The sequence below is a fragment of the Rhodopirellula baltica SH 1 genome (assembly GCF_000196115.1).
GTDB lineage: Bacteria > Planctomycetota > Planctomycetia > Pirellulales > Pirellulaceae > Rhodopirellula > Rhodopirellula baltica.
In genome coordinates this window covers 3,037,656-3,061,522 of sequence record NC_005027.1, presented here as the reverse complement: position 1 = coordinate 3,061,522, position 23,867 = coordinate 3,037,656, and the positions used below count along the sequence as shown (strand labels likewise).

16 protein-coding genes are annotated in these 23,867 nt (G+C 54.9%); 5 read left to right on the top strand and 11 right to left on the bottom strand.

The window, feature by feature from the left end; all coding sequences use genetic code 11:
• The first annotated feature begins 111 nt into the window (after positions 1–111).
• A complete protein-coding gene (gene lepB, locus RB_RS11850) occupies positions 112–996 on the top strand; it encodes a signal peptidase I (protein ID WP_011120636.1) in 885 nt (294 codons plus the stop codon).
• Between the two features lie 53 nt (positions 997–1,049).
• A complete protein-coding gene (locus RB_RS11845) occupies positions 1,050–1,478 on the top strand; it encodes a hypothetical protein (protein WP_011120635.1) in 429 nt (142 codons plus the stop codon).
• A 7-nt stretch (positions 1,479–1,485) separates the two neighbouring features.
• Here the strand turns inward: RB_RS11845 and RB_RS11840 are convergent, their stop codons facing one another.
• The gene (locus RB_RS11840) at positions 1,486–3,045 is read right to left on the bottom strand and encodes a glycoside hydrolase family protein (protein ID WP_011120634.1); all 1,560 of its coding nucleotides are present in this window, start codon (positions 3,043–3,045) and stop codon (positions 1,486–1,488) included.
• Positions 3,046–3,258: 213 nt separating this feature from the next.
• On the bottom strand, positions 3,259–4,644 hold the full coding sequence (locus tag RB_RS11835) for a phospholipase D-like domain-containing protein (RefSeq protein WP_011120632.1): 1,386 nt from the start codon (positions 4,642–4,644) through the stop codon (positions 3,259–3,261).
• Between the two features lie 299 nt (positions 4,645–4,943).
• On the opposite strand from RB_RS11835, the gene RB_RS11830 reads away from it, so the two are divergent.
• Positions 4,944–6,140 (top strand): LptF/LptG family permease, encoded by a 1,197-nt coding sequence (locus RB_RS11830; protein WP_007324545.1) that lies wholly within the window; start codon positions 4,944–4,946, stop codon positions 6,138–6,140.
• A 110-nt stretch (positions 6,141–6,250) separates the two neighbouring features.
• Positions 6,251–7,117, top strand: a complete 867-nt coding sequence (locus tag RB_RS11825) for a dienelactone hydrolase family protein (RefSeq protein ID WP_164921905.1) — start codon at positions 6,251–6,253, stop codon at positions 7,115–7,117.
• A 136-nt stretch (positions 7,118–7,253) separates the two neighbouring features.
• Here the strand turns inward: RB_RS11825 and ylqF are convergent, their stop codons facing one another.
• The 6 genes from ylqF to RB_RS11795 all read right to left on the bottom strand — a co-directional run bounded on the left by ylqF (position 7,254) and on the right by RB_RS11795 (position 15,251).
• A complete protein-coding gene (ylqF, locus tag RB_RS11820; RefSeq protein ID WP_007335354.1) occupies positions 7,254–8,234 on the bottom strand; it encodes a ribosome biogenesis GTPase YlqF in 981 nt (326 codons plus the stop codon).
• Positions 8,235–8,401: 167 nt separating this feature from the next.
• Positions 8,402–9,727: an L-fucose:H+ symporter permease gene (fucP, locus tag RB_RS11815; protein ID WP_164921904.1), complete on the bottom strand. Its 1,326-nt coding sequence runs from the start codon at positions 9,725–9,727 to the stop codon at positions 8,402–8,404.
• Between the two features lie 90 nt (positions 9,728–9,817).
• The gene (locus tag RB_RS11810) at positions 9,818–10,840 is read right to left on the bottom strand and encodes an aldo/keto reductase (protein WP_231846427.1); all 1,023 of its coding nucleotides are present in this window, start codon (positions 10,838–10,840) and stop codon (positions 9,818–9,820) included.
• Positions 10,841–10,881: 41 nt separating this feature from the next.
• Positions 10,882–12,501 carry an alpha-L-fucosidase gene (locus tag RB_RS11805; protein WP_164922831.1) on the bottom strand — a complete coding sequence of 540 codons (1,620 nt, stop codon included), beginning with the start codon at positions 12,499–12,501 and terminating at the stop codon, positions 10,882–10,884.
• A gap of 414 nt (positions 12,502–12,915) precedes the next feature.
• Positions 12,916–14,331: an alkaline phosphatase D family protein gene (locus RB_RS11800; RefSeq protein ID WP_011120624.1), complete on the bottom strand. Its 1,416-nt coding sequence runs from the start codon at positions 14,329–14,331 to the stop codon at positions 12,916–12,918.
• Positions 14,332–14,381: 50 nt separating this feature from the next.
• Positions 14,382–15,251 carry a ThuA domain-containing protein gene (locus RB_RS11795; protein ID WP_011120623.1) on the bottom strand — a complete coding sequence of 290 codons (870 nt, stop codon included), beginning with the start codon at positions 15,249–15,251 and terminating at the stop codon, positions 14,382–14,384.
• Positions 15,252–15,372: 121 nt separating this feature from the next.
• Here RB_RS11795 and RB_RS11790 point away from each other — a divergent pair, with 121 nt between their 5' ends.
• Positions 15,373–18,729, top strand: coding sequence for a PVC-type heme-binding CxxCH protein (locus RB_RS11790; RefSeq protein WP_231846425.1), 3,357 nt, complete (start codon positions 15,373–15,375; stop codon positions 18,727–18,729).
• A gap of 177 nt (positions 18,730–18,906) precedes the next feature.
• On the opposite strand, the gene pnp is transcribed toward RB_RS11790, so the two are convergent.
• The 3 genes from pnp to RB_RS11775 form a co-directional block, all read right to left on the bottom strand.
• Positions 18,907–21,168 carry a polyribonucleotide nucleotidyltransferase gene (gene pnp, locus RB_RS11785; RefSeq protein WP_037246149.1) on the bottom strand — a complete coding sequence of 754 codons (2,262 nt, stop codon included), beginning with the start codon at positions 21,166–21,168 and terminating at the stop codon, positions 18,907–18,909.
• 502 nt (positions 21,169–21,670) lie between these two features.
• Positions 21,671–21,940 (bottom strand): 30S ribosomal protein S15, encoded by a 270-nt coding sequence (gene rpsO, locus RB_RS11780; protein ID WP_007329975.1) that lies wholly within the window; start codon positions 21,938–21,940, stop codon positions 21,671–21,673.
• Positions 21,941–22,059: 119 nt separating this feature from the next.
• The gene (locus tag RB_RS11775; protein WP_164921902.1) at positions 22,060–23,652 is read right to left on the bottom strand and encodes a hypothetical protein; all 1,593 of its coding nucleotides are present in this window, start codon (positions 23,650–23,652) and stop codon (positions 22,060–22,062) included.
• Positions 23,653–23,867: the final 215 nt, after the last annotated feature.

Genomic DNA, 23,867 nt, shown 5'->3' with positions numbered 1-23,867 from the left:
TTGCGTTTGCCAACAAACAGCCAATCCGGTGCGGCGAAACGGGATCTACAAGTACTGTGACTGAATCTGCAACCATTTGGACGCGACGACCATGGACATCGAACGGCCGACATGAGCGAATTGAATCACGTACCAAGACGGCCACTGATCGCCGCGTTTCTCAGCCTGTGTTGTGGACCGCTTGGGCAGTTGTACGCTGGACGAGGCAAGCGTTCTGTGACGTTGGCCGTTGTGACGTTGGTGCTCATGATCGTCGCTGCACCGATCGCCTTGTGGATTCCGGGCGGCCACGTTTCATTCAAACTGTTGATGTTTGCGTTTGCTTGCTGGCCAGTTTTTTTGATTGTAGATGCGTTTCAATGTGCCAGGAAAGCTCGTCAGCAGCGACTGCATTGGTACCAGAGGTGGTGGCTTTACCCACTCGTCTTTCTCGCCTACCTAGGGCCAGTGTCATTGATTTCTGAGTTGCGAACCGCCTTCATCGCGCAGGCTTTTCTTATTCCGGCGGGGTCGATGCACCCGACGATCACACCAGGAGATCGAATCTTGGTGAACAAGCTCGGTTCTCGAGACGACGCAATCGACTACGGGAACGTGGTGGTGTACTACAGCAAGGGCCCCGGCAGCCCACAGTATGTGACACGAGTGGTAGCGCTCGAAGGCGATACGATCGAAATTCGAGATGAGTCCGTGTTCGTAAATGGGAAGCAGATCAGCGAACCTTACGCAGCATTTGATGGTGATCTTCCAACCTATCCGAACATGGTGAACATGCAGCCGGTCGTCGTGCCTCCACGCCACTTCTTCGCGCTGAGCGACTCTCGACGACGATCGATGGATAGCCGAATGCTCGGCCCTGTTCCGATCGACTATTTTCAAGGCGTCGCTTCTCGTATCTTCTGGTCGCGCCCTCGCGAAATTAACTTCTCGGTGTCGCCGGAGAATTCTCAAATCGGAGCGATCGCTTGGGAGCGAGTTGGGATGCCGATCCGGTAAGTTCTCAGCTCACTTCTAGTCGGCAACACTCAACTCTATCTGGATTCGCCCCGATGCAACTTCCTGCTGCGTGGCAAGGCGTCTATTCCTATGACTCCATGCCAGAACAACTTGGTTTATCAGACACTGCGTTTGATTTGATCATCCGCCCGCGAAGGTTGGGACGTTTCGACGGGGAGATTCGCGAATCAGAACCAGGTATTCCCGAGTCTGCCACTGTTCGCGGTTGGGCGATATCGAAACGCATTCGCTTTACAAAAAGATATCCATCATTCTGGATCTATGATCATCCGGGTTCGCCTAGACAGGTGCCTTGTTTGAACCCGTGCAAGTTGCTCTATCGTGGGGATTTGATTGAAGACGGGGACGGCTTGCGGATCGTTGGAACGTGGCGGATACCCACCTTCAACTTCCAGCTTGATGGCAAACGGTTCCAGATGCCACTTACCACTGGCACATGGTCGGCACGGTCACTCGACTAGCGATGCATCATCCATTGGCGAGGTGTTCATCCGATTGGACAGGTGGAATGAAGCGTTCCACTTGAACGTCGGTGACCCGAAGGTTGCCGCTTTCCAAGTTGAAACCGATTGCGCCGTGATTGAAGGTTTGGTCCGCGAGAGAAAGCAGCACGTGCCCGCCGACTGACACTTCGATGTAGCTGCCATAAGCGATCAGTTGCAGTTCGACTTCGCCGCGAATTTCTCGTTCCCAGTATCCGGCTTGCAGGCTTTGAAACTGCATCGTTTCTTCACCCGACCCATCCGGACCGCTGCCCCAAGCACGGAGTTGGGCGACGCCTTTGAACAAGTCCAGCGACAAATAGTATCCGTCGTGAGATTCGCGATCGAGTCGAAATGCGACGCCGCATTTGCCTTCGTCCATCATCTTCAGGTTGCATCGCAGGCGGAAGCAACTGAGGTCCTCTTCCAACGCAAAGCACTGAAAGCCGGATTCACAATCCAAGTCGAATGAGTTGTCGTTCGAAGTGCGAGCGTACTGGCATTCGACCGGTTTGATCGGAGTGAGTTTTTCGACCGGAACTGAACTTTCGACTAACGAATCGAAACCTTCGAAGGTCCGGACTTCCAATTGACCGTTTGGCAATCGACAAATGCGTTTGGGCGGTGGCATCAGATTGCCGGTTTGTCGGTCGGCACCGCCTGGTGTGAAGAAGCTCCACAGTAGAACCCCTTTGTCATCCGTCGTGATTCTTCCGGCATAATTCCCGCTGGCCAACAGAACGTTGTCCGCGTATGTCCTCCAGGGTTTGCCGATTTTCTCCGTGTGCCAATACCTGATCTTCGCATCTTCACGCATGCTGCCGACGAGGTAGTAGTCGCCGTTGATCTTGAACAGGTTCGGGACTTCGATGTCGTCGTACAGTCCAGGGTGATGGAGTGGCTTGCGTTGCTCGAACTTGTTTGGCTGAACTTCTTCCATCACCGCGACGCAGCCTCGGCGAACGATCGGGCCGTGGTTGACTCGTCCCGCGGCCAACAACCAACCGCGACCATCTTCGTGGTAGTAATAGGGATCACGCCATGACACCCAGTTTCTTGCTTCGTCAATCTCAGACTCGTAGTGTTCTCGATCGGGGCTGAGGGGAAAGCAGCTCTTCATGTCCTGCTTAAACGGCGGTTGGGGTGGCCGGCCAGGCAAATCGTATGGCAACGCCGATCGGCGATCTTCCCATGCGACGGGGGTTTTGGTCCAACAATAAAGGTCATCGCTCTCGGCCATCCCGAGTCTCTGCTTGGCACCGTGATCTCGTCGGGACAACCCGGTGTAGAACATCCGCCATGATCCAGGCCGATGCGGGTTTGGGCTGACGTGCATTGTCCACAGCATTGAGTCGTCCCAGCTGCCCGGGTCGCCGATGAACAGTGCGTTTTCGACTCGTCGCCAAGAAAAGCAGTTGTTGCTGACCGCGTGCGCAATGAAATCGTGGTTCGGAAGAACGAGGTGAAACAGATGGTAAATGCCATCGTGATAGAGAATATCGACGTCACCGAGAGTCTTTCGGGTGCCGGCTGTTTCTGAATACATGCAGATCGAAGATTTGAGAGTAAGCGGTTTCGTCTGACGAAAATCCGTTTAGCCAGAGCATCAACGGTAGGACTGAGTTGTGAGTTGTTGAATCAGATTGTGGCCGGTTTCTTGAGCTCAATCGATCTGATTCTTGCAACTGAATTCGGGTTGGCGGGACGATGCAGTGTAGATCGCGGCAAATTCATTGAACGTCCTCAGGATTGGTGAACGCTACAGCTCTGATGCAAACAGCCTCGCGCAAAGCCCCAGCGTTGAACGCCATGCCGTGTGCTCGGGCAATCCGAGTTCGCAATTTGGCAGGAGTGATTCGTACCAGTCGCTGAACTTTTGGATGGTGGGTTGATCGTGAATGACCACCGACAGTTCGTAGTTGAGAAAGAAGGATCGGACGTCAAAGTTGGCAGAACCAACCACGGCGGTGAAGTCATCCACGATGCCGAGTTTCGCGTGCACCATGCTGTCTTGATAACGGTAGAGCTTGGCACCGAGGTATTGCAGGTCGTCCATGTAATCGATGCGTGCGTAATCAACCGGAGCAAGGTCGCTGTCGTCAGGGACTAGGATGCGGACATCAATGCCACGTCGACATGCGGATTCCAAACACCTCATCGATTGCGCGGTCGGAACGAAGTAAGGCGTGCAGATCCACACGCGTTCTTCGGCACGATTGATGGCGTAATTCCAAAAGTCTTCCAGGATCTCCTCGGGGCCGTCGGGGCCGATCGGCATCACCGTCATGCGGGTGTTTTCGGGATGTTTAGGTGGATTGGGACACTCATAGTCGACGGGTGGCAGTTCCTCTTCGGCGACAAAGTTCCAATCGCTGCAAAAGACCGCTTGCAACTGAGCCGCCGCAGGGCCTTCGATGAGGATGCTCATGTCGACCCAGCTTTCGTCGTCTTCGTTGATGTCAAGTTCTTCCTCGACCAAGTTGGCTCCGCCCAAGATTGCACGCCGTCCATCGGCGACGGCAAGTTTGCGGTGGTTGCGGAAATTCAAATAGGCCAGCCGACTGAGTTGCGACATCGGCTTGAATCGCATCGCACGACCGCCTGCTTCGCGAATTTGTTCGAGTTGTTCGTCGGACATGAGGAACGAGCCAAATCCGTCACAAAGTAGTCTCACCTGGACGCCTTCCCGAGCACGGGCGCAGAGACGCTCCACGATTCGCTGGGTGCTTTTTCGTTCATCCATGATGAAGGTCATCACGTACAAGACTTCTTTCGCTTCGTCGATCAGCTCCAAATAGGCATCGAGGACATCGGTGGTACGGTGAAGCAATCGGACTTGGTTTCCAACCGTCGGAGACCGCAGACCTCGCTTTTCGAGCATGCGTTCCAAGCCGGACCGTGAGCGATCGCTGCCATCCGCCGCTGCTGGCAAATCGACCAATTTGCGCTGTGAATGTTCAGCGGAGATTTTTCGGCCACCCAGCCATAGGAAGAGCACCAAACCAATCGGTGGTGAGAGCAAGACGAGTCCTAGCCAGCCGAGTCGACCGACGTTGTGGCGTTCTTCGTGGCGAATCACTGTCATCGCAACGATTGTCAGGAATGCTCCCAGCACGCTGCTGATGTAGGCGACAATCCAAATCATTCGGAACCTTGGTTGAGAGGGTAAATCATGAGAGTATGAGGTGTCCGATCCGCGGCCAATGAGGCAGGATTCGTGCCAACCAGCATGGGCAAGCTGAAATGCGGCGAATTACCGGTCCTGCATAGCGGAATCAATCGAGTTCGCGAATCGGTGTTCGTTTAGCGATTCGCCCAGTTTCCCAGGGGGAATGACGTTCAGCTCGCCTTCAGAAGTCGCTGAGCTGATCTGTCGCCGATCAGCCGATTTTTGCTAATTCCCAGCTTGAAAGAGTTTGCTTCCGCTGTTTTGATACAGAGCCAGTGATTCCAACCCGTCTGACACGCACGATTCTCTTCGAAATCCTTCGGATCTTCGTCGTTGCGCTCGTCGTGTTGACGCTGCTGATTCTGCTGATCGCGGTGGGACGAGAGTTGTTTCGCAAGGGTTTGGGGGCGATGGCTGTCCTGCAGTTATTGCCATTCGCGATTCCGATTTCCTTGCAGCACGCGGTTCCCGCGACGGCGTTGTTCTCCGTTTGCTGCGTTTACGGCCGAATGGCTGCCGACGGCGAGATCTCGACCGTCAAAGCGTCGGGCATCTCACCGCTGAGATTGCTGCAGCCGGCAATCGTTTTTGCGGCTTTGCTCAGCCCAGTCGCGGTTTACTGCAGCGACATGGCGGTTTCCTGGGGGAAACCCGGCGTCAAACGAGTCGTGTTGCTCTCGATCGAAGACATCGCCTACCGGTTGTTGGAACGCGACCACTCCTACACGTCCGATCATGGTTTCTCGATCCATGTTCGCGAAATTGACGGTCGCCGAATGATTTCGCCTCGAGTGACCGTTCGAGGCAAGGGCGACGACGCGTTCACCGTGACGGCGAGCGAAGGCCAATTGATGATGGATGAGGAGAGTCTGTCCCTTGTCCTGAAATTGGTTGATAGTCAGGTCATTCGCGGAAAAGGATTGCAAGGCGATTTCTACGGCGAACATCAGTTTGAAATTCCAATCGGAAATGCGTTGGAAGAAACCGATGTTTCCACGCGAAGCCCGAGTGAGTTGCCGCTGCGACTGATTCGAAATGAACGACTTCGCCAGCGTGAACGCACTCATGCGAAAATCGGTGAGCTCGCTGCGTTCACCGGTTTCTCTTTGTTGACATCACGACCAGCCGAGATCGGCGGTGAAAAATCTTCGGCAATTCAATCGAGTTTGCAATCCAGTCGACATCGTTTGACCCGTTTGCAGACCGAACCGTGGCGTCGTTGGGCGGAAGGTTTCACGTGTTTCTTCTTCGTGCTCGTTGGTGCTCCGCTGGCGATCGTCGCAAAGACCAGTGATTACTGGACAACGTTCGGCATGTGTTTTCTGCCGACGATCTTGGTTTATTATCCGCTTTACTTGTTGGGTTTGGACCAAGCAAAGGCGGGTGACATGCCCCCGTATGGAGTCTGGATTGGCAACGTGGTTTTGTCTGGCGTCGGCATGATGTTGATCGCTCGGGTTCGGCGATACTAGAAGCCGCCACCTTGGAAACCGCTCTCACGTTCTTTTCGTTGGGGTGGTTTTGCTTTTACAATCGCAGCGTCGTTTGTATTTGATGCCCATTGCCCGCCCGAGGATCTTTCATGTTGTGCTGCTGTCTTGATGTCCGTCGCTTCGTTTCTTCAAAGTTACCGGCCCTGCTCGCCTTTGGTTTGTTTGCTTGTGTGACCGGGCCAGCTTCGGTTGCACAGGCGGAAGTGCAGACACAAACCATCGTCTACAACGATGGCGACGTGGTGCTGGAAGGATTCTTGGCTTTTGATACCAGTGTGCGTCCCGCCGGTACGAAAGCCGAGTCGGGCAAGCCCGGGGTTTTGGTCGTGCATCAATGGATGGGGCTGACCGACTACGAACGTCGTCGTTGCCGTCAATTGGCCGAGCTGGGATACATCGCTTTCGCTCTGGATATCTATGGTCGTGGTGTTCGTCCCGCAGACACGGGCGAAGCGGCAGAGTTCTCAGGAAAATACAAAAGCGATCGAGAACTCTATCGTCGCCGATTGAACTTGGGTTTGGAGCAACTTCGCAAGGCGGACAATTTGGCCTCGGATCAGGTGGCAGCGATCGGATACTGCTTTGGAGGAACCGGGGTGATTGAACTGGCACGCAACGGAGCGGACATCAACGGCATTGTCAGCTTCCACGGTGGTTTGGATTCGCCCACCCCTGAGGACGGAGCGAACATCAAAGCCAGAATTTTGATTTGCCACGGTGCTGACGATCCTTACGTTCCTAAGGAAGACATCGAAGCAACGATCGCTGAGTTCGATGCGAACGATGTCGATTGGCAAATGAATGTTTACGCCAATGCGGTTCATTCATTTACGCAGCCGATGGCCGGCAACGACAACAGCAAAGGCGCGGCGTACAACGAGAAGGCAGACCACCGGTCGTGGGACGCGATGCGAGTTTTCTTCCACGAACTGTTCGCTGCTCAGTCGGCGGAGTGAGTGTCGCGGATCCGTGCCGCTTCACATGCATGTGAAGCACACTACGAATGCTTGTGTGCTTCACTCGGAAGCTTTCCCGATCTGCGAGACTGTTCGGCAACAATTACATTGCCGAGTGATTCTTTCATGACCAGGTTTACTGGCGGCGGTCGCGACGCGAAGCATCCATCTCGCGAGATTTGCGTTGGGCCTTTTGCTTGTTCTTGAATCGCTTCTTGCGTTTCTCGTCTTTCAAGCGAGCGGCTTCTTCGGCTTCGACCATCGCCTTTTGCGTGAGGATGCGTTCTCGTTGCATCGTCGCAGGTGTCTCGAGCGTGAGCCGGCCCAAGCCGCCGGTGCGGTATTCCTGAATCAGGATTCGAGAGGCTCGTTCCAGATCGACTCGGTTGTTCCGGCCCAGGCAGCCCCGGCGGCGGCCGATGTCTTCAATGACCGCCATTTCGGTGTCAGCAACCGACTCGAGATCAAAACGGCTGGCCAATCGATCGGGATACTGTTCCATGAAATACCGAGCGGCAAAAAAGCCGACGTCGGTGTAGTCCATCGCGGTGTCTTTGATGGATCCGATCAATGCCAATCGATAGCCGCTGCTAACGTTGTGGACCTTTGGCCAAAGCATTCCGGGTGTGTCCCACAGGATCACTCCATCGCCGATGTCAACACGCTGTTGATGCTGGGTCACCGCGGGCGTGTTGCCGGTTTTGGCGACTTTGCGACCGGCCAGAAAGTTGATGATGGTTGATTTGCCGACATTGGGAATTCCCATCACCATCGCATTGATGGATCGACCTTTTCGATGAGGGCACATGCCGATCAGAGCGGATTTCAATCGGCGTATGGTTGGCACGTCGTCGGTCGTTACCGAGCGAGCCCGCGTGGAGCTGGAACTGTTCAACGCGTCCAACCATTCTTCAGTCCGGTGTGGATCGGCCAAATCGGATTTGGTCAGGACTTTCAAGCAGGCTTTGTCACCGCGAATGTCGGCCAACATCGGATTCTCGCTCGAATAAGGAATCCGAGCGTCGATGATCTCCATCACCACATCCACTTTTGGCAACGCAGCCTGGATTTCCAGCCGAGCTTTGTGCATGTGGCCGGGGAACCATTGAATCGACATGGTCAGAGTGTTTTGTGTGGAGCGGGTTGGCGACCGGCTGAGTCGGTCAATCGAATGAATCGATCATTCCCGACGGCGCAAGTCCGATTTGGAAGCCCGCCCAGTGTCACACACCGGGATGGATTTTTCTAACCCTGTTTTCAATTCTGGCGTCCGGCGTTTCGCATTCAGGCAGCCGGAGCGGCCAGAGGAGCCTGTGGCTTGGAAGTGAACAAGCCGTAAATCGCGATCACCAAGAAACAAATCAGCGGCAAAACGAAGGAAAAGTTGAGCGACCATGTGTCGATCAAGTAGCCCTGCAGCGGCGGCATGACGGATCCGCCGGCGATTGCCATCACCAACCCCGCGGCACCCAATTTGGCGTCGTCACCGACTCGATCTAGGGCGATGCCATAGATGGTCGGGAACATCAAAGACATGCAACCCGAGACGCCGACGAGAGACCACAGGCCCACTTTGCCCCCAATGAAAATGACGGGAACCAGCAATGCCATTGCGCCGAGAGCCAAAACCATCAACAACGCGCCCGGACGAACGTATTTCAGCAGGAACGTGCAGACAAATCGGGAGACGGCGAACAACACCATCGAATACAGCGTGAAAGAGGATGCCGCCGTCGCACCGTCTCCGGCGGACATGCCTTCGGCCACGAAGACGTCTTTGCCGTATTGCGCGGTGAACGTCCAACACATGATTTGAGCGCCGACATAGAACGCCTGTGCAATCACTCCACCCACATAGCGAGCATTCGCAAATAACCGGCTGAGTGTTCCTCCAATATCGAGTGACCGGTCCGAGTCTTGATTGCGTGGCATCTTCTTGACCAGGATCAATACGAACATGGTGGCGATCACCAATCCAATTGCCACGTACGGGCCGCGAACAATGGCTAGGTCCGAGAACTTCATCGCTTCGAATTCTTCAATTGGCAGTTCCGCTCTTTCGGGACCGTCCAAAGGATTGATGTTCGAAAGGATGGCGTATTTGGCGGTGAGGATGCCAACGATCGATCCAAGTGGATTGAACGACTGAGCCAAGTTCAGGCGTTGGGTCGCGGTTGAGGCGGGGCCCATTGAAAGGATGTAGGGGTTGGCACTGGTTTCCAGAAAACTCAGGCCACAGGTCATCACGAAGAATGCGATCAAGAATGGCATGAACTCGCCAACACTGGCGGCGGGAATGAATGCCAATCCTCCCAGTGCATACAACGCCAGCCCAACGAGCAGGCCGGTTTTGTACGAAAATCGCTTGATGAACAGTGCGGCGGGCAACGCCATGAAGCAGTAACCACCGTAGAAGGCGAACTGCACGAAGGAGCTTGCAAAGGTGCTTTGATTGAAAATTCGTCCAAACGCTTCCACCAAGGGGTTGGTGATGTCGTTGGCAAATCCCCACAGGGCAAAACAGAACGTCGTCAGAACAAACGCGACCAAGTAACTCTTGGGAACCACTTCAGCCTCGGATTGTGGTTCAGCGACGATTGGTTCAGCCATGAGTTTCCTGGGGAGGAGTTGGAGGAATGAAGGAAGAGATGTCCACGCCAATGGTTAAGCCGTGGATCACGCAAATCATAACGGCTCGTATCAGACGTATGGGTAAGACGTGTCGATCAAACCGTCTTGTTTCATCGATGTCCAAAACTCAGCAGGAGGCTTGGCCGAAACCAGTTGAACATTCTGAGCGATCCGATCTGGTTTGCTGCTGTTCAAAGCGGTCGCCACGACACCAGGTGGTGACATGCCGAAGGCGACGCACGCTTCGGCTGGCCGAACGCCATGTCGCTTGCAGTGATCATGGAATCGTTGTCGCCAAGAAATCAGCTCCTGATCCTCGACGCTTTCGCCGGTGACTTTTCGATAATCGTAGTAGTCACCACCGGTTAAAAAGCCGGCATGAAAGACGGCTGAGTTGATCACACTGACACCTTGAAGACGCATCGCTTCAACGAAGTCCAGCAAGGATTCTGGATGAGTCCGAATGGTGAGGCTGGTCGCGAGCATCACCCAGTCCAAGGGAAAGGCTCGTGCGAGTTCTTCGGACACACGCCAGTCCTTTGAACCAACGCCTATCGCCAAGACATCACCGCGATCACGTAGTTCACTCAACGCTTGGTAGGCACCCAGGATGTCTTCCCAGCGTCGTTGGCGATCGTTTTCGTCGGTCGCGGCGGCCAGGTATTCGTCCGGGTCGTGGACCGATACCAATTGCGGTCGGTAGGGAGCGAGTAGCTCGCAACCCTGTTCCCAGCATCTCAAAATGCCGTCGTAGCTGATGTCCTGGACCGCATCGTGTTTGAGCCCAACCCAGGCACCGGGTTCGAAGGTTGGTTCCGGCGTCGTCAAAGCCACCCGCCGCCAACCAAGTTTGTTGCTGATCAGAATTTGATCCGGAGCAACGTTCAATGAACGCAATGCATCCGCCATGCTTTCCAAAGCCAAACCCGCGCCGTACTTGCCGGCTGAATCTGCGGCAACCACACCGTCGCAATGTTCAAACCATTCCGAAACGATGGACCGCTTGGTATCGCGGTCGACCGCTTGGTAAAGATTGCCCAATGCACTGGTGCCAAAGATGATTGGCGGCAGCGTATTGCGAATGGTTGGCACGGCGGCTCTCTCGACTCGTTGAGACGCAATCGACTCTGGCATCATTGGGTGACCTTCAGGACGTAAGCAAACTTCGACGCTTTGTCCTTTGGAAGCGAAACGGTCACACCTGACGCGTCTCGTTCCCAACTCAGTTCCCTGTCGAACCCGAGCAATTGGATGGTTCTGATCTCTTCCGGATACAGATCGCTGCCCTGAGCCAATGTCTTGACCGTGATCTCGTTGTTTTCGGGCCACTTCAAGCCATGGACGTACAGGACGTTGTCGCGAGTGGTGAACCGAAGGTCTTCCGATGTGAAAGGTTTGTCTTTGGATTCGGAAACGTGGCCTGTCGAAACCGATGTTGGTCCTTCACCAAAAGTCTTCCAATAGGTCGTGTCGTAGATCGCCTCGCCGTTGACCTTTAACCAATCACCGATTGCCTTCAGGATGGCTTGGTCTTCTTCGGGAATGGTTCCGTCAGCGCGAGGTCCCACGTTCAATAGCAGGCAACCATTTTTACTAACGATATCGACGAGGTCGTTCACCAATCGCTCAGGAGTTTTGTAGCGTTGGTTCTCGGTATAGCCCCATGAACTGGAACTCACCGCCGTATCGGTTTGCCAAAAAGGCTTGCGGATTTCCGCCATCTTGGAGCGTTCTTTGTCCAAAACCGCGGCGGATTCGGGGAACGCGTTGAATTTGTAGTTGATGATGCCGAGGTCGGAGTCTTTGGCGGACGTTTTGTTGTAGTAGTAGGCTGCGAATTTCTGCAGGTGTTCGGCGTACGTGTTGTTCTCGTGAGTCGAGTCGCCATGTTTTGGGGTGATTCCGAAGTCGAACCAAAACACATCTGGTTTGTACTTGTCTACCAACTCGCAGGAACGAGCCAACCAATCGTCTTTGAATTGGTCGTCTTGCGGTGTGAAGTTGTGTTGGTAATCCCACGCATTCTCCTCAAACAGGAAAGGCATTGGACGGCCATAGAGGTCAGCGTACTGCGGGTCCGCATTGTCGAACGATTCGTCACGCACGTAGAACATCCAGTTGAATGCTCGGTGGCTGCTAACGCCGAACTTCATGCCTTTTGCACGAACAGCTTCGGATAGTTCTTGGATCACATCACGTTTAGGCCCCATCTCGGATGCGTCCCAGCGGGTGAACGCACAGTCGTACATTGGGAATCCATCGTGGTGCTCGGCAACCGGGATGACGTAGCGAGCCCCGGTATCTTTGAAAAGCTGGGCCCACGCTTTCGCGTCAAATTTTTCCGCTTTGAACTGCGGGATGAAGTCTTTGTAGCCAAACGTTTTTTGCGGGCCGTAGGTGTCGATGTGATGCTGGAAAAAATTGTCGCCTCGGCGGTCACGATCGATGTACATCTGCCGTGGGTACCACTCACTGCCATACGCAGGAACGCTGTAGGCTCCCCAGTGAATGAAGATGCCGAATTTTGCATCCTTGTACCACTGCGGGATCTCGTACTTCTCCAGCGAATTCCAGTCGGCCTCGAAGGGACCCTCGGCGATGGTCGCGTGAATATTCTTCAGGGCTGGCTCGACCTGTGGGTGAGGCAATGTCGCCGGGTGAGGTTTGGTTTGGTCTTGTGCCACGGCGGTTTGGAGTGTGATACACGCCAACATGGACATCAGTGTCGTCCGGAATTTCATGCTGCAGCTCATCAAAAGGCGGGGCAACGCGGGGATTGGGAACGGTTGGGAGATGAATGCCAGGAGCCTTTTATGCGAAGCACCCGTGGGGCTTTCCGGCGAAGGCTGCGTGGCACTCGTTTCCCGCTCATCACTTAGTGGGGGAGGAAGCGTCTTCAGGAGGCGTTTCAGTCGGATTAGTTTCCACTGAGCCGGTAAGAATCCCATAGCCGAGTTTGAATTTTCCATGTGGATTTTTAAACTCGGGGCGGCGCCGGACATTCAATTCATGAATGGTGAAGCAGGCATTGCAAGCTTGCCGTTGGGGCTCGTCCCGTTTCAGGATATCGGCGCAAGCGGTGTGTTAGGTGCACGCGAGAAACGCTTGCTCACCATGTCTGGCGATCGTCTTTTGAGTCGCCAGTGTGAGCCGTCGAGAGACCGTGGTTAGGGGCGGGCTTCGTAGAGAAGTTTGCCCTCGTCGTTGTAAAACTCGACTAACAGATCCTCGCCCGCAGTGACCGATAGGAAGCCTCCGCTGGGTTCCGGCGAGATGAATGGCTGTTCGATCAAAGCTTCAGGGTCGGTGCCTCGCCGTGACCCAGGCGGCACGCCCATTCGAGAGTTTTCGTCATTCAAGGCGCCGCAAGCAAACTCTTGAATGCCCGACGGATGAATGCTGTGGTACTGCCAGTGTCGGTCGCCACACATCGTCATGAAGTGATCGATTTCATTGGCGTCCAACCACTCAAAGAACTCATTCGCTTCGTGCCGAAATCCCTTCAAATTGGCGTGGTTGTCTTTTTTGTAGGCATCGTCAGGGCCGATCAAAGGAGTGGGCGAGATCAACAACTTCCATTTCGCGTCACTTGCTTTCAGTGTGCTCTTGAGCCATTGCTTTTGCTCGTCGCCCCACAGTGTCTTCTCCGGTCCATCCTTCATGCGATTGGGTGATCGGTAGTCACGACCTTCCGTCAACCAAATTTGAAGGTGTTGGTTGACACGAAAAGTGCGATAGGTTGGTGAATCCTGATCGTCCGCGGGAACGATGGGCAGTTGTTCTCGAAAGACTTGAATTCCGGTGTTGGGAAGCGGCAGACGATCCTTGTCGTGGTCCGAATCGTTGAATCGAAAGTCATGGTCATCTTTGGACCAATACCCCGGGACTTCTTTCAGGAAATCGATCAGGCGAGGGAAACGGAACTGTTCGTGCCAGCATTGTCGAAGCTGCGTCAAGGTTTCCGCATTTCGATAGGGATTGTCGTAGTAAACGATGTCGCCGGTACCAACGAAGAAAGCTGGCGAATGTTTTTTCATATGGACCAACGCCGGATAACCCAGTCGCTTGTCCTCTTCCGTGGCAGTCAGTGGCCCGGATGACTTGGCTTTCTTGCCGTGCAGGAACTTGTTGTAGTTCATGCAACTGAAAACCAGGAACTCGACATCGGCCTCGGAGTCTTCGGCCGGGAGCGTTTGGAATTGCCCGATTGGTTCGAACGGGCGTTCCTCGGTCGCGACGGAAACCAATGCTCGATAGTAGTAACGCGTTCCGGGAGTGAGCGACGTGACCAGGTGGCGAACGATGAAATCGTGGCCAGGTTCCGCGATCAACTGGTCGCTCGTTTGCGACGATCGAAAATCTGGGGCGGTGGACCATTCGAAACGTACTCTTCCTGCGCGACCCGGCAAGTCGCCGGATTCGTCCAACCCTTCTCTCGCGGTCAGTCTCGTTTGCAGCAACACGCTAGTCGAGGTGACTTCACCGGACATCACGCCTTGGCCTAGGAAATACCGTTGTGCTTGAACCGCAGATGAGCAGACAAGCGACGCTAGGATGACCAGAGCAAGACGTGATAGCATCATTTCGACCTAAGAAAGCGGCACCGTAAGTGAATGTAGGAACGTCTCGGAGTTCACTCGGCTGATGCGGTGGTTTCGTCGAGCTGTCCAGCCGCCCAAAGCACACCACGCGAAACGAGGTCCATGTAACGAGTGTCGGCGACGGTTTCGTTTTGGTGCCCAAGCGAGGTGCTGAAAATTCGCGTTTTATTGGGACCGTATTCGTTGGTCCAAGCAACGACGGCAGTGGCTTCTTTTGCTTTTGCGTTGGGATCTTGCTTCAGTTGTTTCTTGTTCGGTGGAGTCTCTTGGACGCCTTGGATCAATGCCGAGGCACCATCAAACACGCGAATGTTGTTGTAAAGTTCTTCGTTGATGGTTGTCCAATCTTCCATGCCTGCGGTGATTGGATGTTTGTCCAAGTGTTTGATATCGATTGGAAATTTGGGGCCGTGACCGGTCGACTGCAAACCAAGCATCTCGTACCAACCCGCATTGTCGGCTCCGTCTTTGACAGGTTGGCGGAAGTCGTCCCAGCGATAGCTGTGCATGGCGCAGTGGAGATTCACGGCGGGCACGCCATCGAGGTGCTGTTTCAAAATTCGATTCACATACGGCTTTTCGATGACGTCCGCTGAGCACTCATCGTGAATCACGACGTCATAGCCATCTGCCCAATCGTCGGACTCGTAAATGTCGAATCGTGCTCGGGTGGTCGTGTTGTCACTCAGCACAACGGTGACCTTGGCATTGATTCGCTCTTCCAATCCCTCCTTCAGAATCTTTGTTTGGCTGGTGTAGTCGTGGCAGCAACCGCCGGCAACGAGTAGCACCTGAAGCGGCTTCGTTTCGGATGAAGCTGCGGCATCTTCTCCATGAGTCGCACTCGCAACGAAGAAGGGAGACAGGATGGCGGCAAACGCGAGAAGGATGAACTTTTGCATCGTGATGTGAGCTTGAGTTGAGTCGAAAGATCGGAAGGTTTCGTATTGTAAACGACCAGTCGGGTATTTGGTTGGGGTAAGGTGTTTTCTGCTGAATTCCAACCCCACAGGAATGCGTTCCATGAAGCGTTTTCGATTCAATCACTTCCGCGGCGAAATGCGTGCGGATTTTCGTTCTCCAGCGGTCTTCTGCTGTTCGTTGCTGGCTCTTTTTATTGCCGGAGGGCCTGCTTTGATTGGGCAGGAACGGAATCAATCGGAGGGCGTGTCGGCGGAGATGCCAGTTGGTGCTGCCGAACCGGTGACTGCGGCGGAGGTTTACGGTGAAGGGGTTCGGTCGACGGGGCATCGGACTCCCGCCGAAGAGATGGCTGGGTTCCACCTGCCGCCCGACTTCGAAATCAGGCTTTTTGCATCTGAGCCCGAAATTGCCAAGCCGTTGAATATGGCGATGGATTCGGAAGGCAGCTTATGGGTGACCGAAAGTGTTGCTTATCCGTATCCGGTGGCATTGGACGAAGAGGGCCCCGATTCGATCAAGGTGTTGAAAGACACTGACGGTGATGGAAAAGCTGATTCGATCAGGATGTTTGCGGATGGATTGAACATCCCGATGGGAGTGCTGCCTTACGGTGACGGATGCTTGTGTTTCAGCATTCCAAACATTTGGTACCTCCGTGACACCGACGGCGATGGGAAGTGTGATGAGCGACAGATCGTTTTGGGGCCGTTTGACACGACCCGAGACACGCATGGCATGATCAATTCCTTGCGAGACGGTGGTGATGGTTGGATCTATGCCTGTCATGGATTCAGCAATCAAAGCCGAGTTACGGGAACGGATGGGCACCTTGTCACGATGGTTTCAGGCAACACATTCCGGTTCCGTCCCGATGGAAGTCGGGTGGAGTTGCATACTCGCGGGCAAGTCAATCCGTTTGGGATGACGAGGGACGAATGGGGGTATTGGTATTCAGCGGACTGCCACAGCAAACCGATCAGCCAGTTGGTCGCTGGTGCTTGCTACCCTAGTTTTGGTCTGCCACACGATGGGTTGGGTTTTCTGCCGCCGATGATGGACCATTTGCATGGCAGCACCGCGATTTCTGGTATTCATTTTTTTCCACCCGACTCGATGGTCGTTCCACTTCGCAACTGTTTTATCAGTGGCAACGTGATGACTTCACGTTTGAATTGGAACCAACGAGAGTTCGTTGGGGCGACGGCGAAAGGGCGGGCGTTGCCCGATTTTTTGACCAGCGATGACCCTTGGTTTCGGCCAGTGGATATTCAGGTCGACAAACAAGGGAACATTTACGTCGCCGATTTCTACAACAAAATCATTGGCCACTACGAAGTGCCGCTGGAGCATCCAGGGCGAGATCGAACGAGTGGCCGTATCTGGCAAGTTCGTTATACGGGCACCGCAATCGATGGGGATGAATCGACCAGTGAAGAACAGCGGTTGGTCTCTAAAATTCGAATGAGTTCTGATGGCAATGCAGACACCATGTCATTGGAGCAAATTCGTGGGTTGTTGATGCATGACAACGCCCACATCGTGCGGATGTCCGCGGAGTGCATCGGCCGACGCGGGGACGCGACGGACGTGGCAGGATTGGTTGTAACGTTGAGCGAGGTCGATGAGGCGGACGTTGTCTTGCGGCAAACGATCCGCATTGCCATTCGGAATTTGTTGCAGTTCGCCTCTGACGATGATCCGTTTTGGGATTCTGCACCTGACGCAGAGACGACCTCGATCATGCTAGGCCTGAAGCGAAACGAAGTCGTCGAGCCGATCTTGGCCTATCTGACGACAGCGATGCAAGTCAAAGGCGAGCAAGCAGCGAACAGGGCCTTGTTCGGTCACGCGGTATCGTTGGCGAAACCGCATCAGTTGGGTGCCTGCGTCGCGTTGGCCAGGCAGTTGGCAGGTTCCAAAACAGAGCAGGCATTCGATTGGTTGCATCTGATTAGCGACGCGGCCGGTTTTCAATCGGCGAGTGTCCCGACATCCATTCGAAGTTGGGCAATGGAGTTGATCGAAGCCGAATGGACCGAGTTGACCGTCGCTGACGATATTCCGGTCGCATGGTTCGGTTCCGACGAAAAGAATTGGTCCACCGAACGGCGTTTGACTCATGTGGCGGCATCGGCTGAGGAACGCGATGTGTTTGCGGAGCTAGTGAGCAGCTTTCCGCTCGGCGAGACATATACGGGAACGATCGCGAGCGATTGGTTTGAGGCCCCCGAGCAAATCCGATTTCGCGTTGCCGGCCACAATGCTCGGCCAGGACGAATCAATCCAGAATCGAACTTCGTTCGTCTGGTTTCAGCGAAAACGGGAGAGGTGCTTCGACAAGTGTTGCCTCCTCGCTCGGATGTCGCGCAATTGGTCGTTTGGGAGACCCATAACGTGGTTGGCCAGTTGGTTCGAATCGAAGCTGTCGACGGTGACTCGGGCACTGCCTACGCGTGGTTGGCGATCGGTGACTTCATGCCGGGAAGGCTCAGTCCAACTGGATCGTCTCATCGGTGGGCGAGAGCATTGGATTGGATTGAACGACTCGAGTTGATTGAATTCGAGGGTCGCTTGAAGGGACTGCTCGTCGATGAACAATTTGGTCCGCTGACGCGATTGAGTGTCGCCGGCACGGTGGCGAATTTGAGTGGGCAAGCTGGATTGTCGACGCTGGCTCAATTCGTGTCGGCGGAAATCGGACAAGTGGATTTGGCTGAGTCGATCGTTGATGCAACTGCGAGTGAGCGATGGGAGGCAGTTGAGCAGCTGAAGCAACTGGGGCCGCATCTGAATGCATCGCAGCAACGGAAGCTGGCGCTGAACTGGATCGCTAGCGGTGCGGACCCGGCGGTTTTGATTTCCGTGATCGAGTCGGGGTCGTACGCCGCGCAAGTTTTGGTCGATCCAGATGTTCAGCAGGCGATGGAACCGAAGCTGGATGAAGCCTCACGAAATCAGGTGAGGGAGTTGACCGAAGGAATCGTTGTTGACTCTGGGCGCATTGAGAAGTTGAGCCAATTGCTTGCGTCGATTCGAAACCTGGATGGCGACACGGTGAATGGCAAAGCTGTGTTCACCAAACACTGCCAAACTTGTCATCAGCTTCACGGTGAAGGGAGTTTGGTCGGTCCGCAGTTGGACGGAGCGATTTCACGAAGTGTGGAGCGGTTGCTTGAGGACGTCGTGCTGCCGGATCGCAACATTGACCAAGCATTTCGAACGCAGAGTCTGCTATTGGATGACGGTCGTGTTCTAGTTGGTTTGATCGCCAGTCAGGATGACGAGGTGATTCGATTGACCACTTCGGATGGGAAGACCCAAGACGTTCGCGTTGACAACGTGGAAGCTCGGCAGGCATCCCAGCGATCATTGATGCCCGCCAATCTGTCCGAGTTGATGACCGAGCGTGAACTGGTGGACTTGATGGCCTACCTGAAATCGTCGTCCGGAAACTGAACGGACGTTGTGCGAGGATGCTTTGGGGACCGTGAAAGCGGGACGCGATTGTGCTCCGGCTGCTTTGGTTTCCCGGAAAGCAACAGGTGACCTGCACATTGGCGCATGAAAAACCCCGGCATCAAATCAGATGCCGGGGTTGAGTGATCATTCAGTGGTACTTCGGTAGAGAAGCGATCAGTCGCGATCGCGTCCGCCACCGCTTCGACGTGGGCCGCGTCCGCGACCTCCGCCTCCACCACCGCCGCTGCCGCCGCGTCGACGACGTGGGCGATCTTCACCGTCGCCACCGCCTTCGCTGTCGCCGCCACCTTCGCCTTCAACGGCCAAAGGATCTTCTTCGCCGAGCTCTTCGAGAGCTTTGCGACGGCTGAGCTTCACGCGATCGTGTTCGTCAACATCGATGACCAAGACCTTCATGGCGTCGCCAACGGCGATCACTTGGTCCAGGCTGCTGATGTATCCGCCACTCATCTCGCTGATGTGAACCAGTCCATCGCGACCGGGAAGGATTTCAACGAAGGCACCAAACTCTTTGATGCTGCTGACGGTGCCGTCGTAGATCTTGCCAATCTGAACGGTTGCCGTGCAAGCCTCGACCTGACGCATGGCTTCTTGAGCCGACTCTTTGTTGCTGCTGGCAACCAAGACGGTGCCTTCATCATCGACTTCGATGACCGCACCGGTCGTTTCTTGAATTCCACGGATGTTCTTTCCGCCAGGACCGATCAAGGCACCGATCTTGTCGGGCGAGATTTTCGTGCGAAGCAGACGAGGAGCGGTCGGCGAGATTTCGCGACGAGGACGTGGGATCGTCGTCAGCATCTTCTTCAGGATCTCGATCCGAGCTTCACGCGATTGTTTCAGCGTGGCGCGGATGATGTCGTTAGTGACACCGGTGACTTTGAGGTCCAACTGGATACCGGTGATACCGTTTTGAGTACCAGCGATCTTGAAGTCCATGTCGCCGAAGTGGTCTTCGGTTCCGAGGATGTCAGTGATCAAGCACCAGTTGTCAGGACCGTCTTGGACGAGGCCGACCGAGATACCAGCGACTGGGTTGCTGATTGGAACACCCGAAGCCATCAGGCCGAGGGTAGCACCACAAACGGAAGCCATGGAGGAGCTACCGTTCGATTCGGTGATGTCGCTGATCACGCGAATTGTGTAGGGGAAGTCGTCGGCGGAAGGAAGCACGGGAGCGACGCTACGCTCGGCTAAGCAACCGTGTCCGATTTCACGACGTCCAGGTCCACGAATCGGACGGCATTCGCCAACCGAGTACGAAGGGAAGTTGTAGTCCAGCATAAACTTCTTGCTGTACTCGTCCTGCAGGCCATCGACGCGTTGTTCGTCGCGGCTGGTTCCCAATGCGATCGTGATGAGAGCTTGGGTTTCGCCACGTTGGAACAAAGCCGAACCGTGAACGCGTGGCAACAAGTCGGTTTCGCAGTGAATGGCGCGAAGCGAGTTGTGGTCGCGGCCATCGGGGCGGGTGCCGGCGAGGATCAGGTCGCGAACGACCTTTTCTTCCAGGTCGTGCCAGACTGATTTGAAGCGGTTGACGCAAACGGCGTCAGCAGCGTTGGGATCAGGAATGACGTCGGCCATCGCACGATCGCGAACGGCACGGACGGCTTCCGCACGAGCTTGCTTACCCGAAGTTTGTTGAGCGGTTTTGAAGTCGCTGTAGTAGGCGTCGGTCAAACGCTGAAGCAACCCGTCGTCTTCAGGTGACTGGTAAGGAGTCTTCTCTGGGTTGACCTTTTTATAGAACTCTTCTTGCAGGTCGATGACTTCGCGGATGGCGTCATGGGCGAAGCCAATCGCTTCCATCATCTCGTCTTCGGGCATTTCATTGGCAAAGCCTTCGATCATGGCAACCATGTCACGGCTGCCGCTGACGATCATGTCCAACTCGCTTTGTTCGAGTTGATCGGCGGTTGGGAAGGCAACCAATTTGCCGTCAACCTTACCGACTCGAACGCTACCCAGAGGGCCTTTGAATGGCAGTGGGCTGATGTGCAACGCGGTAGCGCCACCGATCATTGCCAATACGTCGCCGTCGTTTTGCAAGTCGCTGGCGATCACGCAAGCTTGGACTTGAACTTCATCTTTGTAACCGGCTGGCCAAAGCGGTCGGATCGGGCGATCCATCAAACGCGAGCTGAGGATTTCTTTTGTGCTGGGACGACCTTCGCGTTTTAGGAAGCCACCAGGGAATTTACCAGCTGCAGCCAATCGCTCGCGATAATCACACATCAAGGGGAAGAAATCGATTCCCGGACGTGGCGTACCCGATGCGGCCGCGACCAGCACAACGGTTTCGCCGTATTGAACCAGCACGCTGCCGGCTGCTTGTTTAGCGATGTGTCCTGTCTCAAACGACAGCACCGAATCACCAATTTTTCGCTCCACGCGAACTTTTTGAACACTCACAACAACCTCTTTTCCTGCATCTACACAACAAACAACAATTTGAACGGCTTTTCCGAAGCCGGCCCGATTTTCATCCCTGGCCAACAAGGCCTTGTCAGCCACAACGGCTGATGGGAAAGAGCGGCGAACTGGGTCGCCACGCAACAACGTGAAGAATCGCGAAAATCGCCAAGCGACATTCCCGATTCGTGACAATCAAACGTGGGCTTGTTTTGATTGGATCGCAATGGGTACCGAAAGGTGCCACAAACGAACTGCTCTGACGAGGCGACAAGACGCAGCCGGACCGGCTGCAGTACATGGACAAGGCAAAGTAGAGCCAGCGAAACGGCGATCACGTTCGCTGAGATGGATGGGAAGGATTTGAGTCCAGAGAAGGACATTCCCGATAGCGATGCTGAGCCGCAGTCAAACTGCGACTCCATCCCGCCCCGGGACCAGAGAGCCCGGGGGGACATACGCCACGTGGCCGCGGCCACGCCGTCGACCACCCGGTCACAAACTATTTGCGGATACCAAGTTTTCCAATGATATCCAAGTAACGTTGTGGGTCTTGCCCACGAACGTAATCCAGCAGACGGCGACGGCGACTCACCAAACCCAGCAAACCGCGACGCGAGGCATAATCCTTGCGGTGGGTTCGCATGTGTTCGGTCAATCCGTTGATTCGTTCCGTCAAAATTGCGATCTGCACTTCAGGAGAACCAGTGTCTCCAGCTGCGGCGCCGTGCTCGCTGATTACTTCTTCTTTCCGTTCTTTCGAAATCGTCATACCGACTGATGCTTTCCTGATCGTTTGTGATCGCGGTGGACCAATGTTTCTGAATCGCAGAAGTTTAGCGTGCCCCCCTGCGAACGCAACGTCAAATTCGCTGCCGTGGGAAAATCGGCTCAGTAGCCAATTCCCGCTCTTAGAATAAACGCTTCTTCCAAGCTTGTGTTGCCCGAGACCGATTGTTCGTAGAGCAATTCTCGGTCAAACGAGATGCCGGCTTCGATGAATCCGGAACGTTGGCCGGTTCGCAGCAATTGCGAGTTGCCCCATTCGAATCCAAACATCGCGTTGATCTGGTTGATATCGACGCGTTCGCCGTCTGGTGCGAGCAAAGTATCGCTGAGCGTCCAAGAATCACCGCCGTATTCGCCGGCCAGGTACCACCAAACGTCACGGGTCCCGATCGTTCGCCAATATTTTGCCATTTTTGGCTCAGGGAAGAAAATGTCGAACCGGGTGTAAGGATTTGGCTGCCACAGCAATCCCCCCGCAGGAAGGAGCTTTGTGTCGAGTCGGTCCAGGTAATAGACGCCACCCTTCAACGTCGACGTGGGGGTCAAGCGGAAGGAGGCGAGCCCTTTTCCGAGCACGCGGATGCTGTCGCTGTTGAAAGTGTCAAAATCGGTGTACGCCCCAACTCGGACTCCGAGCTCAGCACCAACGATTTGATTGGGATCGGTTTGCCAGCCGAAATCGATCGACGCAGCATAGGCATTGCTGGGCAGCATGCGTGTCGGGGCTGCAGCAGGCGTGGATGGTCCATCGAACAGGTACAGCGAAAACGACGGAACGACGAACAAAGGCCGTGTGCTGAACAGAAAGTTGGGGAACGCGAATCCGATCGAGGCGTCGGTTTGGTTGTATCCGACATCGGTTGCTCCATCGCCACCACCGATGAATGTGTGGCGAATCCTCGGTCCGTTGAGCATTCGATATGCGCTGACGGCCTCCGGTGAACTGAAACCGCCCGGAAATAGGCTCGACGGAGAACCTGAGAATCCACCGGGGAATAGTGTGGACGGGGATCCGGATGGATAGGCCGCCGACGGATAAGGATCTAAACCCGGCGGAGGAATCGCGGTGCCTGGATAGCCGGTTCCGCCTTGGTAAGGCATGCCGGTTCCGGGGTAAGTCGGAGGTGCACCGGTGTAGATGGATCCTGCGTCGTACGGGACGGCAGTTCCTCCACCGAACCCGGTCGCGAATCCATTGCCCTGATAAGTGGCCCCTTGATAGGGCGCCGAGGTTGAACCTTGTGTGAACATACTGCCGGAGAAAAGTCCGTTCAGCAAACCGCCGTTGGGATAAGCGGCGTTTCCCGTTGCGGGAGGGTATGCTCCGGCGGCGGAATTCAACGGAACGGGTGATCCGAGCGGCGTTGGCGTGTACTGGGGCACCGCGAAAGAGTTTGGAGCCGCGGCCGCCGATGCGTAAGGATCAAACAGCGATCCCGACACCGGAGCGGTGTTGGGGCGTGGCGGAGTGGCAAAGTTTGGGCTGGCGTAAATCGAACTGCCGTAACTGCCATTTGGCGCACCATTCGCAACGCCGGGGGGAGGGGCAATTGTCGACTGTCCGTACGGTGAGACGCCAGTGGCGGGCGATTGGATCGGAGCAAGATTTGTTTGTGGAGTTTCGCCGTAGTTCGACTGCGCGACCAAGGGAGCCGGATTCATCACGATCACGACGCAGACCAACGAAGCCGCCATCAAGGTGAGGACGATTCGGAAGAATCCACCTATGATGGCGCTCGACTGCGGAGCGACGAAGTGATGAAAATGGTTCGGCAAAAGATTGCACTTTGGAGTCGGCGGGCGCGGTCGAGACAACAACTTGAGTCGATTTAGCGATTTTCATGAACTTTCGTCAAGATAAATCTGAGCGGCGATTGGCTCGTGATCACCACAATTCATTGAAAACTAGG